General features: G+C 63.8%; 14 protein-coding genes. 5 read left to right on the forward strand and 9 right to left on the reverse strand.

All coding sequences use genetic code 11. The features are described from left to right. Positions 1 to 8: 8 nt before the first annotated feature. From ABIB80_RS05700 to ABIB80_RS05710, 3 genes are all read left to right on the forward strand, one after another. A complete protein-coding gene (locus tag ABIB80_RS05700) occupies positions 9 to 278 on the forward strand; it encodes an RNA-binding S4 domain-containing protein (protein ID WP_083869901.1) in 270 nt (89 codons plus the stop codon). Between the two features lie 132 nt (positions 279 to 410). Beyond that, positions 411 to 749: a ferredoxin FdxA gene (gene fdxA, locus ABIB80_RS05705; RefSeq protein ID WP_007599264.1), complete on the forward strand. Its 339-nt coding sequence runs from the start codon at positions 411 to 413 to the stop codon at positions 747 to 749. Between the two features lie 344 nt (positions 750 to 1093). Beyond that, entirely contained in the window at positions 1094 to 1930 is an 837-nt protein-coding gene (locus ABIB80_RS05710; RefSeq protein ID WP_354127133.1) for a CarD family transcriptional regulator, read from the forward strand. A gap of 182 nt (positions 1931 to 2112) precedes the next feature. Here the strand turns inward: ABIB80_RS05710 and ABIB80_RS05715 are convergent, their stop codons facing one another. Genes ABIB80_RS05715 through cyoA form a run of 7 tightly spaced genes read right to left on the reverse strand, consistent with a single transcriptional unit; the run spans position 2113 to position 9026 of the window. Then, positions 2113 to 2646 carry a response regulator transcription factor gene (locus ABIB80_RS05715; protein ID WP_007599266.1) on the reverse strand — a complete coding sequence of 178 codons (534 nt, stop codon included), beginning with the start codon at positions 2644 to 2646 and terminating at the stop codon, positions 2113 to 2115. Next, on the reverse strand, positions 2636 to 4015 hold the full coding sequence (locus tag ABIB80_RS05720; protein WP_007599267.1) for an ATP-binding protein: 1380 nt from the start codon (positions 4013 to 4015) through the stop codon (positions 2636 to 2638). Before ABIB80_RS05720 ends, ABIB80_RS05715 begins: the two co-directional genes overlap by 11 nt. Next, positions 3987 to 4847 carry an SURF1 family protein gene (locus ABIB80_RS05725; protein WP_354127134.1) on the reverse strand — a complete coding sequence of 287 codons (861 nt, stop codon included), beginning with the start codon at positions 4845 to 4847 and terminating at the stop codon, positions 3987 to 3989. Before ABIB80_RS05725 ends, ABIB80_RS05720 begins: the two co-directional genes overlap by 29 nt. Then, entirely contained in the window at positions 4844 to 5230 is a 387-nt protein-coding gene (cyoD, locus tag ABIB80_RS05730; RefSeq protein WP_007599269.1) for a cytochrome o ubiquinol oxidase subunit IV, read from the reverse strand. Before cyoD ends, ABIB80_RS05725 begins: the two co-directional genes overlap by 4 nt. Continuing rightward, the gene (gene cyoC, locus ABIB80_RS05735; protein ID WP_007599270.1) at positions 5227 to 5856 is read right to left on the reverse strand and encodes a cytochrome o ubiquinol oxidase subunit III; all 630 of its coding nucleotides are present in this window, start codon (positions 5854 to 5856) and stop codon (positions 5227 to 5229) included. Before cyoC ends, cyoD begins: the two co-directional genes overlap by 4 nt. Continuing rightward, positions 5857 to 7854, reverse strand: coding sequence for a cytochrome o ubiquinol oxidase subunit I (gene cyoB, locus ABIB80_RS05740; RefSeq protein ID WP_007599271.1), 1998 nt, complete (start codon positions 7852 to 7854; stop codon positions 5857 to 5859). It abuts the gene before it with no gap. Positions 7855 to 7865: 11 nt separating this feature from the next. Further along, complete coding sequence (gene cyoA / locus ABIB80_RS05745) at positions 7866 to 9026, reverse strand: ubiquinol oxidase subunit II (protein ID WP_007599273.1); 1161 nt, start codon at positions 9024 to 9026, stop codon at positions 7866 to 7868. A gap of 182 nt (positions 9027 to 9208) precedes the next feature. On the opposite strand from cyoA, the gene ABIB80_RS05750 reads away from it, so the two are divergent. Next, the gene (locus ABIB80_RS05750) at positions 9209 to 10534 is read left to right on the forward strand and encodes an MFS transporter (protein WP_007599274.1); all 1326 of its coding nucleotides are present in this window, start codon (positions 9209 to 9211) and stop codon (positions 10532 to 10534) included. Between the two features lie 122 nt (positions 10535 to 10656). On the opposite strand, the gene ABIB80_RS05755 is transcribed toward ABIB80_RS05750, so the two are convergent. Together ABIB80_RS05755 and ABIB80_RS05760 are read right to left on the reverse strand one after the other, a co-directional pair. Then, the gene (locus tag ABIB80_RS05755) at positions 10657 to 12048 is read right to left on the reverse strand and encodes a M48 family metalloprotease (RefSeq protein WP_018452960.1); all 1392 of its coding nucleotides are present in this window, start codon (positions 12046 to 12048) and stop codon (positions 10657 to 10659) included. Between the two features lie 131 nt (positions 12049 to 12179). Continuing rightward, positions 12180 to 12974, reverse strand: a complete 795-nt coding sequence (locus ABIB80_RS05760) for a thermonuclease family protein (RefSeq protein WP_007599283.1) — start codon at positions 12972 to 12974, stop codon at positions 12180 to 12182. 297 nt (positions 12975 to 13271) lie between these two features. Here ABIB80_RS05760 and ABIB80_RS05765 point away from each other — a divergent pair, with 297 nt between their 5' ends. Continuing rightward, positions 13272 to 14477 carry an ABC transporter substrate-binding protein gene (locus ABIB80_RS05765; protein ID WP_007599285.1) on the forward strand — a complete coding sequence of 402 codons (1206 nt, stop codon included), beginning with the start codon at positions 13272 to 13274 and terminating at the stop codon, positions 14475 to 14477. Positions 14478 to 14560: the final 83 nt, after the last annotated feature.

The following is a 14560-nucleotide window of genomic DNA, read 5'->3' on the forward strand; positions in this document are numbered from 1 at the left end:
GGCAGCGCATCGACAAATGGCTATGGCACGCGCGGGTGGTGAAGGCGCGCACCTCCGCTGCCGAGCTTGTCGAGTCCGGCCATGTTCGCGTCAACGGTGCACGCGAGAAATCGCCGGGGCATGCGATCAAGATCGGCGACGTGCTCACCATCGCGCTCGATCGCACTGTGCGCGTCTTGAAAGTCACCGCCTTCAACGAACGCCGCGGCGATGCCGCCTCGGCCCGTGTGCTCTACGAAGAGCTCGGTGAAGGCCATCCGAATTCTCAGCGCAATTAATTGCGCTTTGAATTCATTTCTTGGTCGATCAAGCGCATAAAGCCGTCATGATCGGCCGTTCCTGAGCTTGCGGCGCCGGGCCATCCGCGCTACGCAAGCCGCGACTTTTAAAAGAGCTTTTCGGAGCGTTGGATGACTTACGTCGTCACTGAAGCGTGCATCAAGTGCAAGTACACCGACTGCGTCGAGGTCTGCCCGGTCGATTGTTTCTACGAGGGCGAGAACATGCTCGTCATCCATCCTGACGAGTGCATCGATTGCGGCGTGTGCGAGCCGGAATGTCCCGCCGATGCCATCAAACCGGACACGGAACCGGGCCTGGAAAAGTGGCTCACGGTCAACGCCGACTACGCCAAGAGCTGGCCGAACATCACCCAGAAGAAAGAATCACCTGCCGACGCCAAGGATTTCGACGGCATGGAGGGCAAGTTCGACAAGTATTTCTCCGCGAACCCCGGCTCCGGCGACTAATTCGGGTCAAACTTAACCCTATTAGCGGCGTTACCGCCGAAAACCAGCCCTTAAGACCCCTAAATCATTGATTTTTGCGGGAAATGTGCTATATTGGGCACATTGAGCCGAACCCTGGTTAGCCCCGTCGGCCCCGTTGGGTTCCCGTGAAACCAAATGTCGAACAGGGGCGTGGCAGTTTCCGCGCGCAGGCTGTGTCACAGAAAACGCGTAAAAAGAGTACTTCAGCGAAGGCTTCCCATAAGGACGCCAAGAAAGTCGCCGCGGCCAGCCGTAGCGCATCCAAGGGTCGGACCGCGACTAAGGCGCCGGCTGCAAAGTCCTCGAAGAACAAAAGAAGCGCAATGCCTAACAAGACTGCCAAGCCGGCCGCGAAAGCGACCGTTGCCAAGCCTGTTGCCGCCAAGCCTGCCGCCAAGCCCACTGTTGCCAAGACGCCCGCTGCCAAGGCTCCCGCTGCCAAGCCCGCCGCGCCAAAGGCTCCTGTTGCGGCTGCTCCTGCCAAGGCTCCCGTCGCTGCCGCCAAGCCGGCCGTGAAGCCCGCGGCTGTTGCGCCGAAGGTCGAGGAAAAGAAGGTCGTGACCCAGCGTCAGGGCTTCAAGGCCAACGAATTCGTCGTCTATCCCGCCCACGGCGTCGGCCAGATCCTGGCCATCGAGGAGCAGGAGATTGCCGGCGCGAAGCTCGAGCTGTTCGTCATCAACTTCATCAAGGACAAGATGACGCTGCGCGTGCCGACCGCCAAGGTCGCCAATGTCGGCATGCGCAAGCTGTCCGAGCCCGCGCTGGTGAAGCGTGCGCTCGAGACCCTCAAGGGCCGTGCCCGCGTCAAGCGCACCATGTGGTCGCGCCGCGCCCAGGAATACGAAGCGAAGATCAACTCGGGCGACATCGTCGCGATCGCGGAAGTCGTGCGCGACCTCTATCGCTCCGAATCGCAGCCCGAGCAGTCCTACAGCGAACGCCAGCTCTATGAAGCCGCGCTCGACCGTCTCTCCCGCGAGATCGCGGTGGTGCAGCACTCGACCGAGACCGAAGCGGTCAAGGAGATCGAGGCCCAGCTCGCCAAGAGCCCGCGTCGCACCGGCGCCAAGTCCGAAGCCGCCGAAGGCGAAGCCGACGCCGAGGGCGATAGCGACGAGACCGAGGGCGGAGCCACGGTCGCCGACGAGGCCGCGTAAGCGGCTCGCGCGTCGATCGCAACAGATCAAAAGCCCGGCCGTTTGGCCGGGCTTTTTGTTTGGGGCGCCGGATGATCTTGCTCGGTCCGTAGGGTGGGTTAGCCGAAGGCGTAACCCACGATGCTGCCGCAAAGAAGTGGTGGGTTACGCTTCGCTAACCCACCCTACAAAGTTAACCAACCTCACTTCACCGGCCGCTTCTCGAGCTTCCGCGCCAGCGTCCGCCGGTGCATCCCGAGCCGTCTTGCCGCTTCCGAGATGTTGAAATCGGTCTCGATCAGGGTCTGGTGGATGCGTTCCCATTCCAGCGTCTTGATCGATGTCGGCCGGGCGTCGAGCGCAACCTCGGCATTGCCTGCGGCCTTGTTGAAGGCGGCCTCGATGTCGTCGGTGTTCGACGGCTTGGCGAGATAGTGGCATGCGCCGAGCTTGATGGCCTCGACCGCGGTGGAAATGCTGGCGAAGCCCGTCAGCACCACGATCAACATCTCCGGATCGTGCGTGTGCAAGAGTTCGACACAGGCGAGCCCCGAGGCGCCGCCGAGCTTGAGGTCGACGACGGCATAGCCGAACGATCGCTCCTCCAGAACTTTCCGCACGTCCTCGATCGAGGCGGCGAGCACGACCTCGTAGTCGCGGCGCTCGAACGAACGCTTCAGGGTGCGGGCGAAGCCGGCATCGTCCTCGACGACGATGAGCGAACGGTCAGGCGTCAAAGCTGCCTCCGATCGCGAGCGTGGCGAGCGGCAGCGTGAGGCGGACCGTGGCGCCGCGCTTCCTGTGGTTCTCGGCAGTCACGCTGCCGCCAAGCTTGCGCACCACATTCACCACCAGGAACAGGCCGAGCCCGCCGCCGGCGCGGCCCTTGCTCGACTGATAGGGCTTTCCGAGCTGTGCCAGCATCTCCGGCGCAAAGCCGGGGCCGCGATCGCTGATCGACAGCACGAGATTATCGCCCTCGCGCTCGGCAACGAGCTCGACCCAGTCGCGCGAGACCTCGTAGGCGTTGTCGAGCACGTTGAAGATCACCTGTTTCAGCGCGACGTCTGAGGCGATCGCGACGTCTTCGCCGAAGGTGTTGACGAAATACAGCGTGCGCGCCGAGCGCGCGTCGCGCCACTCTTCCACCAGCGCCGTGACGAAAGCCGCCACCGTCGTCGGCGACGATCCTTCGCCGCGGGCTTCGCCCGCCGACACCAGAATGCCTGTCACGATCGACTTGCAGCGTTGCAGCGAGGTCTCCATCTCCGCGAGGTCCTCGGCCAGCTCCTGATCGGCGGCAAGGTCGGGCATGCGGCGCCAATCGCCGAGGATGACCGAGAGCGAGGCGAGCGGCGTCCCGAGCTCGTGAGCCGCGCCGGAGGCGAGCAGGCCCATGCGCACGATATGATCCTGCTCGGCGGCATGCTGGCGCAGCGCCGCCAGATGCGCGTCGCGCTCGCGCAAATTCCTGTTGATGCGGGTGACGAACACCACCAGCAGCACGGCGTTGAGCACGAAGCCCAGCAGCATGCCGGCAACCGTGAGCGTATAGGTCTCGCTCAGCGGGTTCGGCGGCAGATCGAGCGGCCGATAGGCGACGGTCAGCCAGACGAAGCTCGCGCAGGTCAGCGCGACCAGCGACCAGGTCGAGCGGCCATCGAGCAGCACCGCGCCCAGCGTCACCTGGAGCAGGAACAGCGAGGTGAAGGGATTGGTGGCGCCGCCGCTGAGATAGAGCTGCGCGGTCAGCGCAGCGACGTCCAGCATCAGGGCGACCAGCAGCTCGTTGTTGGTGATCGCGGCGCGATGGCGCACCCACACCAGGCTGGAGACGTTGAGAAATATCAGTGCGCCGATCACCGCGCCCATGCGGGTGAGAGGCAGGGGAATGCCGAGCCAGACATGCACGCCGCCGATAGTCACGATCTGCCCGACCACTGCGGTCCAGCGCAGCTGGATCAGCAGCGCCATGTTCTTGCGGTTGGTCTCGTCGTCGGTCGGCGCAGCGCCGATCAGCTCGCTGCGCGCGTCCGCCTGCGATTGCAGCGTGACGGCGACATGCGTTCTTCCGTCGTCAGGTGGGCTCGACGATCGTTCCAGCATCTGATCCCGTCCTGCGGGCGTCGGCATCGGAGCCGTCGGCCGCTTCGTGGAGGAAGCCGCTCCAGGGCTTCCTGCGGCGGAACAGCCCGCCGCCGAATGTGACGATAAGTCTGCCGGCTAGCATGAAAGCCAGGGCAAACCACGTCAGCGCGTAGATCAGGTGGTTATTGGGAAAGCTGATCACGGTCAATCCGCCGATTGGGCCGCCGCCGGATTGTGATCCAGCGTCGGCATCGACGAAGAAGGGCGCGACATGGTCGAGGCCGCGTGCCGCCGCAATCGCGGCAACATCCCGCGAGTACCAGCGATTATGCTCAGGCACGTTGGTCCTGAGGAATCCGCCTTTTGGCTCCGTGATGCGCAAGAGGCCGGTGATCTCGACCTGGCCGTCCGGATTGCCGTCCCGGCGCGTCGACGCGTCGCGCCGGTCGGACGGCACGAAGCCACGGTTGACCAGGACCAGCGTGCCGTCGCTACGCCGAAGCGGTGTCAGCACCCAATAGCCCGGGCCTTCCTCGGTGACGGCCTGAACCAGCGTCTCACGGTCATGCATGAAACGGCCGCTGACGCTGACATGCCTGTATTCGTCGTTTGCGGCGGAGACGGTCGGCCATGCCGCCGGCGAGGGGATCGGCTGGGCCGGGGCATGAACGCGCTGCTCGACGCGGTCGATCAGCGCCAGCTTCCAGGCGCGGCGTTCGATCTGCCAGACGCCGAGCGCGATCAGAAGTGCAATGGCCGCGAGCGAGAGGACCGTGAGCCACAAGGACGGGTGCGCAGCGTCGCGGCGCGCCCCGTTTGCCTTGCTCGTCTCGGTCCGGATTTCGTTCATTTCATCCCGTTCATCTGGTGGATCGGCATCATGTTGCTGTTGAGATGGTTCATCACCCACAGCGAACCGGACAGGGCGATCACCACCATGACGATGGTGAAGATCAGCGCCATCATACTCCAGCCGTTCTCGGACGTCGTGTTCATGTGCAGGAAGTAGATCATGTGCACGACGATCTGCACGACCGCGAAGGCCATGATCACGAGCGCGGTGATCTGCTTGCTCGGAAGCGCGCCGCTCATCACCAGCCAGAAGGGGATCGCGGTGAGTACGACCGAGAGCACGAAGCCGAGCATGTAGGTCGAGAACGAGCCGTGCGCGTTGGCATGGCCGTCACCATGGTGATGATCGTCCGCGTGGGCGACGTGAGTATCGGTGTTCATCGCAGAACTCCCAGGAGATAGACGAAGGTGAAGACACCGATCCAGACCACGTCCAGGAAGTGCCAGAACATCGACAGGCACATCAGGCGGCGGCGGTTGGCCTCGATCAGGCCGAACTTCCAGACCTGCACCATCAGGGTCACCAGCCAGATCAGGCCGCAGCTGACGTGCAGGCCGTGCGTCCCCACCAGGGTGAAGAAGGCGGACAGGAAGGCGCTGCGCTGCGGCGTCGCGCCTTCATGGATCATGTGGGCGAACTCCGACAGCTCGATGCCGATGAACGCGGCGCCGAACAGGCCGGTGATCGCCAGCCAGATCTGGGTCTGGGCGATCTTGTTCTGCTGCATCGTCAGCATCGCAAAACCATACGTGATCGACGATAGCAACAGCATCGAGGTGTTCACCGCGACCAGCGGCAGCTCGAACAAATCCTTCGGCGCCGGACCGGCGGCGTAGTTGCCGCCGAGCACGCCGAAGGTGGCGAACAGGATCGCGAAGATGAGACAGTCGCTCATCAGGTAGATCCAGAAGCCGAGCGAGGTGCTGTAGCCTTCCGGATGCGGGTGTTCGTCGGCGAGGTAGAACACCGGCTCGCCGGTTTGCGTGGGATTGACAGCGACAGTCATTTACTTGGCTCCGGCGAGCAGTTTGGTGCGCGCGTCCTCGGCCCGGATGACGTCCTCGGCCGGAATGTCGAAATCGCGGTGATAGTTGAAGGTGTGACCGATGCCGACGGCGAGCATCGCGATGAAGCTCGCGGCGGCCAACCACCAGATGTACCAGATCAGGCCGAATCCCATCGCGGTGGCAAGGCCGGCGAGGATGATGCCGGTGCCGGTGCTGCTGGGCATGTGGATCGGCTTGAACCCGGTGAGCGGGCGCTGATAACCGCGCCTCTTCATGTCCCACCACGCGTCATTGTCGTGAACGACAGGAGTGAAGGCGAAGTTGTAGGCCGGCGGCGGCGAGGAGGTCGCCCATTCCAGCGTACGCGCATCCCAGGGATCGCCGGTGACGTCCTTGAGCTGCTCGCGCCTGAGGAAGCTGACTGCGAACTGCATCAGCATCGAGAGGATGCCAAGGAAGACCAGGAAGGCGCCAATGCCGGCGACGATGAACCAGATCTGCAGGCTCGGATCGTCGAACACGCGGAGGCGGCGGGTCACACCCATCAGGCCAAGCACATAGAGCGGCATGAAGGCGAGATAGAAACCCGTGACCCAGAACCAGAACGACAGCTTGCCCCAGAACGGGTCGAGCTTGAAGCCGAACGCCTTCGGGAACCAGTAGCCGATACCGGCGAACGCGCCGAATACGACGCCGCCGATGATCACGTTGTGGAAGTGCGCGATCAGGAACAGGCTGTTGTGCAGGACGAAGTCGGCCGGCGGCACCGCGAGCAGCACGCCGGTCATGCCGCCGAGCACGAAGGTCAGCATGAACGCGATCGTCCACATCATCGGCAGCTCGAAGCGGATGCGGCCGCGATACATCGTGAACAGCCAGTTGAACATCTTCGCGCCCGTCGGGATCGAGATGATCATCGTGGTGATGCCGAAGAAGGAGTTGACGCTGGCGCCCGACCCCATCGTGAAGAAGTGGTGCAGCCAGACCAGGTACGACAGGATGGTGATGACCACCGTGGCGTAGACCATCGAGGTGTAGCCGAACAGCCGCTTGCCCGAGAAGGTCGAGGTCACTTCCGAGAAGATGCCGAAGGCGGGGAGAACCAGGATGTAGACCTCGGGATGACCCCAGATCCAGATCAGGTTCACGTACATCATCGGGCTGCCGCCGAAATCGTTCGTGAAGAAGTTGGTGCCGACGTAGCGGTCGAGAGAGAGCAGCGCGAGCACGACGGTCAAAACCGGAAAGGAAGCGACGATCAGCACGTTGGTGCAGAGCGCGGTCCAGGTGAACACCGGCATCCGCATCATGGTCATGCCGGGGCACCGCAGCTTGACGATGGTGCAGATCAGGTTGATGCCGGACAGTGTCGTTCCGACGCCCGCGACCTGTAGTCCCCATATGTAATAGTCGACGCCGACATCCGGACTGTAGCCGATGTTCGACAGCGGCGGATAAGCGAGCCACCCGGTGCGGGCGAATTCGCCGATGAACAGCGAGGCCATCACCAGCACCGCGCCGCCGACCGTCATCCAGAAGCTGAAATTATTCAGGAACGGGAACGACACGTCGCGCGCACCGATCTGGAGCGGCACGACGAAGTTCATCAGGCCGGTGACCAGCGGCATCGCCACGAAAAAGATCATGATCACGCCGTGGGCGGTGAAGACCTGGTCGTAGTGATGGGAGTTGAGATAGCCCTCCGAGCCGCCGAAGGCGAGGGCCTGCTGCAACCGCATCATCAGCGCGTCGGCGAAGCCGCGCAGCAGCATCACGATGCCGAGGATCATGTACATGATGCCGATGCGCTTGTGGTCGACGCTGGTGAACCACTCGCTCCAGAGATAACCCCAGACGCGGAAATAGGTCAGGCCGGCAAACATGATGAGGCCGCCGGTCGCCACCACGGCAAAGGTGCCGACGACGATCGGCTCGTGCAGCGGCAGCGATTCGACGGTGAGCCGGCCGAAGATGAGCTTGAGAAGATCAGGAGACATGCGGGATCTCTTTACGAATCTGACTTCGGACGTTGTCCGAGGAAGAAGGACGAGGACTTCAGCGGCGTGAAACTCGGCCGCTTCAGGCCGGCGCCGAGCAGCGGCGCGGTGTCGAGAGGCGCCGTGATGGAGGCGGTGGTCCTGCCCTGCGGCGCATCGGGCGTGCAGGTGCCGGCGACGAAGGTCGGCTCCGGCCCAAGCGCCGTGCCGCGGCGGGCGTACTTGTCGTAGGCCAGCGGCAGCGTGTTGTTCAGGCCCTCATGGCCGAGGCCGCCCTTGGCGTCGATTGCCATCATCTCGCTCTGGCACATCTTGCCGGTCTCGACGCACATGTTGAGGATCAGGCGGTAGAGATCGGAATCGACGGTGCCGTAGCGCCGCACCGGCTCGTTCTGGCTGGGTTTTTCGAGCTGGAGATATTCGGCGCGGCCGAGCGAGCCGCCGCCGGACTTGGCGCTTGCGATCCAGGCGTCAAAGCCCTTGTCGTCGAGACCCTGGAAGTTGAAGTGCATGCCGGAAAAGCCGGCACCGCTGTAGTTCGCGGAAAAGCCCCGGTAGGTGCCGGCGTGGTTCACGACGGCGTGGAGCTTGGTCTCCATGCCCGGCATCGCGTAGATCTGGCCGGCCAGCGCGGGGATGTAGAACGAGTTCATCACCGAGGACGCGGTGATGCGGAAGTTGATGGGACGATCGACCGGAGCTGCCAGATCGTTGACAGTGGCGATGCCGTAGTCCGGATAGATAAAGAGCCACTTCCAGTCGAGCGCGACGACGTCGACCTCGAGCGGGGCCTTGGACTGGTCCACGGCGCGGTCGGCATGGATGCGGCCGAGCGCGCGATAGGGGTCGAGCAGATGCGTGCCCATCCAGGTCAGCGCGCCCAGGCAAACGATGATCAAGAGCGGCGCCGACCAGATCACCAGCTCGAGGCTGGTCGAGTGGTCCCATTCCGGCTCGTAGCGGGCGTCGGTGTTAGACTGGCGATAGCGCCAGGCGAACAGCACCGTCAGCGCCATCACGGGCACGACAATCAGGAGCATCAGGACGGTGGAGATGATGACGAGGTCGCGCTGCTGCGCTGCGATATCGCCGGCCGGCGCCAGCACGACGTAGTTGCAGCCGCTGAGCGCAACCGCCAGGGGTAGCAGCGCTAGAATCTTGAAACGGGACAAGGGCCGAGCCTTATGAGAATGAGTTTCTTTTGCGGGGCCAAGGGGTAGCTGCGGCGCAGCAATCCGGACATTGGACAATTTGTCCAATGTTGCACTGCGGGATGTTGCGCCAGACAAGGCTAGATTGCCTGGCGCCTCGCCGGGCGGTCGGCTTTGGTTTTCAGGACGTTAAGGGCGCGCGAATGGCGATGGCACAGACCCCCGCAATGGCAGACCACTCGGGCGAGCACGGCCACGACCAGGCCAGTCCCGGCGAGATCGCTATCGGCGTCATCATCGGCCGCACCTCGGAATTCTTCGACTTCTTCGTCTTCGCGATCGCCTCGGTGATCGTGTTCCCGCGCCTGGTGTTCCCGTTCACGAGTGAACTGACCGGCACCCTCTATTCCTTCATGATCTTCGCGCTGGCCTTCATGGCCCGGCCGATCGGCACCGTCATTTTCATGACGGTCGACCGCGAATACGGCAAGACGGCCAAGCTGATCTCGGCGCTGTTCCTGCTCGGCACCGCCACCGTCGCGATCGCGTTCCTGCCCGGCTATCACGAGATCGGCGTTGCCGCGATCTGGCTGCTGGCGCTGGCGCGCATCGCACAGGGTCTGGCCTGGGGCGGCGCCTGGGACGGCATGGCCTCGCTGCTGGCGCTGAACGCGCCGCCTTCAAAGCGCGGCTGGTACGCGATGGTGCCGCAGCTTGGTGCGCCGCTCGGTCTGATCGTGGCGAGCGGGCTGTTCGCCTATTTCGCCGGAAATCTCTCGGCCGACGACTTCTTCGATTGGGGCTGGCGCTATCCGTTCTTCGTCGCCTTTGCCATCAACGTCGTGGCGCTGTTCGCGCGCCTGCGCATGGTGACGACGGAAGAATATGCCTCGCTGTTCGAGACCCGCGAATTGCAGCCCTCGCGCATCTCCGAGACGGTGGCGCGCGAAGGCCAGAACATCATGCTCGGTGCGTTTGCGCCGCTGGCAAGCTTCGCTCTGTTCCATATGGTCACGGTGTTTCCGCTGTCCTGGGTGTTCCTGTTCACCCGCGAAAGCCCGGTGCGCTTCCTGATCATCGAGATCGTCGCCGCCGTGTTCGGCGTCGGCGCGATCGTGCTCTCCGGCGTCATCGCCGACCGCGTCGGCCGCAAGTCGCTGCTGATGGGATCGGCGATCGCGATCGCGATCTACAGCGGCTTTGCCCCGCAGCTGCTCGATGCCGGCGCGTTCGGCGAGACCATCTACATGGTGATCGGCTTCATCCTGCTCGGTCTGTCGTTCGGCCAGTCGTCGGGTGCGATCGCCTCGAACTTCAAGCAGGCGTATCGCTACACGGCTTCGGCGCTGACCTCCGACATGGCCTGGCTGTTCGGCGCCGGCTTTGCACCGCTGGTCGCGCTGTTGCTGGCGACCAACCTCGGCGTCATCGCCTCGGGTGCGTACCTGCTGTCGGGCGCGTTCTGGACCTTGCTCGCGCTCTGGCTCAGCGGCCAGCGCGAGGCCGGCGATATGGACGCGGGGCGCTGATCGGGCGGAGCTTGTAGGCTGGGCAAAGGCGCGTAAGCGCCGTGCCCACCATCTTTCAATAATCCTGATCGGGAATGGTGGGCACGCTTCGCTTTGCCCACCCTACGGCAGTTTAGCGTACGTCAATCCGCCACGACCTTCACACGATCGCGCACCTTCACCTGCGCGTTGCGATCGAGCCCGTTGAGGACGCGAAAACGTTCGGCCGGGTGATCGACGCCAGCCATGCGGTGGGAGAGGGATTCCACGGTGTCGCCGGGCTGCACGGTGATGACCTTGATGCGCAGCGGGCGCGCGGCCTGGATCTCGTCGAGCGTCAGGCGGCGGAATGAACCGACGGTCTCGCGCGCATTGCGCTCGCTCTCGGTGGACTTCTGCCGTGCCGCGAAGATGAAGCGGTAGACGTCGCTGCCGAACCGCAGCGCATAGACCTTGAACTGCCACTGGTCGCCCTTGGCGGTGGCGGACGCAGCCGGAAAACCGTTGATGGTGATGTCCTCGGTGGAGGCCTTCTCGACGCCTTCCATCCAGCCGGAATTCAGGTAATCGCCGAGCGACTGTTCAGCCGGCACCCGCACGACGTCGAACCGCATCGCCTGCGAGCCGCCGTCGCGCACGCCGATCACGGCCTGCGCAGTGTTGTCGAGCGTAAAATTGTCCGGCGCCTGGAAGGTGAAGCCGAGCTTCGGATGCAGGAAGCGCCGGCCGCGGACAAAACCTTCGCTGGGGTCTTCGCCGTAGACGAGATTGTCGATCGCGGCGAGATAGGTCTCGCGGTCGCGCTCGCCGCCCTCTGGCGCTGCGTATTGCCGTGCGATGGTCTGCGCGTTCTGCACGCGCTCGGGCGTTGCCGGATGCGACGAGGTGAAATCCTGCGCGCGCGGATCGAGCGAGGTCTTGCCGACCTTCAGTTCGGCATTGCGCTCCATCGCCGAGAGAAAGCGTGCGGCACCATAAGGGTCGAAATGGGCCTTGGCGGAAATGCCGACGCCGACGCCGTCGGCCTCGAACTCCTGATTGCGCGAAAAGCTCGCCATCGTCAGCTTGGTCTTGGCGAGCGCGAGCGCGGTGAGATCGGGATCGTTGCTCATGTCGGTGACGACGCGGGTGACGATCGCGGCCTGGCGGGCCTGGTCCTCGCGCATCGCCGCGTGCTTGGACAGCACATGCGCCATCTCGTGGCTGAGCACGGAGGACAATTCCGACGTATCGCTCGCCAGCGCAAGCAGGCCCCGCGTGACATAGAGCTGGCCGTTCGGCAGCGCGAAGGCGTTCACCGCGCCGGAATTGAGGATCGTGACCCGGTAACCCTGGTCGGGCCGGTCGGACGCAGCGACCAGCCGGTCGACGGTCTTGGTGACGAGCGATTCGAGCCTGGGGTCGTCATAGGTGCCGCCATAGCTCGCCAGGATGCGCTCATGCTCCTTCTCGGTGGCGGGGGTCTGGGCGACGGCCGGCTTCGGCTTGGGCATCGCGACGGTCGGCGGGGCCGCCGCGGTCTGGAAGCGGCCCATATCGCCGCAGCCGCCAAGGGCTGAACCCAGCACGAGGCATAGCACAGCCGGCGCTGCCCGCAGGCGGCGTTCACCTTGTCCGTGCCGTCCTAGCACCCCATTCACGTCGCTTAACCCGTGCCTGGCCCTTTTTAGGGCCTTACCCCTGTCGGCTCGTTTGCGCCCAGCAACTCGATTTGTCCTACGAGGCGTATATCGATACGCGGCCCCGTATTCCCCTCAGCCCAGCCTCGGACACGAATACGTTTATTTTCCAGAGACTTAAGAGCGATCCCGGCGCTTTCGAACGCGGGTACCATGCGCTTTGAAATAGTCACGGCGAAGCCGCGTGTCCAGTTTCGTCCGAAGTTGAGGTAGGTCATTGCCCCAGCTTGCCGGACCGACAGGACTTTGCCTTCGACCACCACAAAACGCCCGATCCCCGCCAAAATATCGTCCGGACTTTCCGCGTTTTTTATGGCCGACGGGTCAGCCCAGCTGCCCTTTTTTTGGCGCCTCGCCTCGGCCTCCGACGCCATCAGGGCCGCCGCGCAGTCCTTATCGGCAATCTCGGCGGAGACGATGGCGTCGCCCTGGGCGAGGAGCGTCGCCTGCACGGAGATGTCGCTCTCGCCGACAAAGACCAGCGCGCCCTGGCGGCCATAGCGGTCAGGCGTGTCGTCGGCGCTGCGCAGGATCACGTCGTGCCCGACCAGCAGCGAGGTCAGCGCCTGCTTCGTGGTCGCGGTCGGCTCGATGCCGGTCAAGCGGATTTCCCGGCCGTCATCGAGCCGCAGACTGCGCGCATCGATCGCGGTGACGCGGCCTTCGCCCTGGGACTCGAACTGGCACGGGCTCGCGAATGCGCTCTGCCCCGCGACGAGAAGGATTGCGATCAGCTGAAGCCGTTGCGTCACGTTGCCCGGTGAGGTTGCGTTGCGCTCCAATTATAACTCAAGCGCGGTGGGGCGCGAAGACTGTTTGTTCATACTCCGTCATTGCGAGCGCAGCGAAGCAATCCAGAGTCCCTCAGAGGAAAGATCCTGGATTGCTTCGCTGCGCTCGCAATGACGGCGGAGGCACTCTTCCGCATCTCGTCATTCCGCTTTGCGGAAAGCGCGTGTTGATCGCTCATCTGCATCGTCCCGCGCGCTTGCTGCGCTGTCGCGCATGCGGCATGATTGCGGCAACACCAATAACCAAGCCGCCATCAGAGTACGGCGCGATAAGGGAGGCCTTTTTCGATGAAGCATGTTGTGTCGGGTATTTTTGCTGCTGCGTTGGCGCTGAGTGCAAGCGCCGCACAGGCCCAGGACAAGCCGCCACTGAAGATCGGCGGCATCCTCGACATGTCGAGCCTGTATGCCGACATCACCGGCCCCGGCAGCGAGACCGCGGCCAAGATGGCCGTGGAGGACTTTGGCGGTGAGGTGCTCGGCCGCAAGATCCAGGTGCTGGCTGCCGACCATCAGAACAAGGCCGATCTCTCCGCCAATATCGCCCGCGACATGCTCGACAATCAGGGCGTCGAAATGATCTATGACGTCGCGGCGTCCGCGACCGCGCTTGCCGCCGGCGAGATCGCGAAAGCGCGCAACAAGATCATCATGTTCAACGGCCCGGGCTCGATCCGCCTCACCAACGAGGCCTGCGGTCCCTACACCATTCACTATGTGTTCGACACCTACGGCCAGGCCAATGTGACCGGCCTTGCGGCCGTGAAGTCGGGCCTCGACACCTGGTACTTCCTCACCGCCGACTACGCCTTCGGCCAGGATCTGGAGAAGGACACCAGCGCCGTCGTGACCAAGACCGGCGGCAAGGTGCTCGGCAGCGTGCGCCATCCGCTCAACACGTCGGATTTCTCGTCGTTCCTGCTGCAGGCCCAGGCCTCGAAAGCAAAGGTGATCGGGCTCGCGAACGCCGGCGGCGACACCGTCAACGCCATCAAGCAGGCGGCCGAGTTCGGCATCACCAAGGGCGGCCAGAAGGTCTCGCCGCTGCTCGCCTTCGTGACCGACATCGACTCGATCGGGCTCGAGACCGCGCAGGGCCTGTTGCTTGCGGAGGCCTTCTACTGGGATCTCAACGACGACACCCGCGCGTTCTCGAAGCGCTTCCAGGAGCGCATGAAGCGGCCGCCGACCTCGGCGCAAGCCGGTGTCTATTCGTCCGTGACGCACTATCTGAAAGCAGTGAAGGCGGCCGGCACGACCGATGCCGCGACGGTGATGAAAGTGATGAAGGAGACACCGATCAACGACTTCTTCGCCAAGAATGGCAAGATCCGCGAGGACGGCCGCATGTTGCACGACATGTACCTGTTCGAGGTCAAGAAGCCGTCGGAATCCAAGGGCCGCTGGGACGACTACAAGCTGCTCGCCACGGTGCCCGGCAGCGAGGCGTTCCAGTCGCTGGAGCAGTCGCGCTGTCCGCTGGTGAAGAAATAAACACCGTCATTGCGAGGAGCGAAGCGACGAAGCAATCCAGGCTGTCTCCGCGGAAACGCTTCGCTCGCAATGACGAGTGTGGT

It is taken from the genome of Bradyrhizobium sp. i1.15.2, from assembly GCF_040548425.1.
Taxonomy (GTDB): Bacteria; Pseudomonadota; Alphaproteobacteria; order Rhizobiales; family Xanthobacteraceae; genus Bradyrhizobium; species Bradyrhizobium canariense.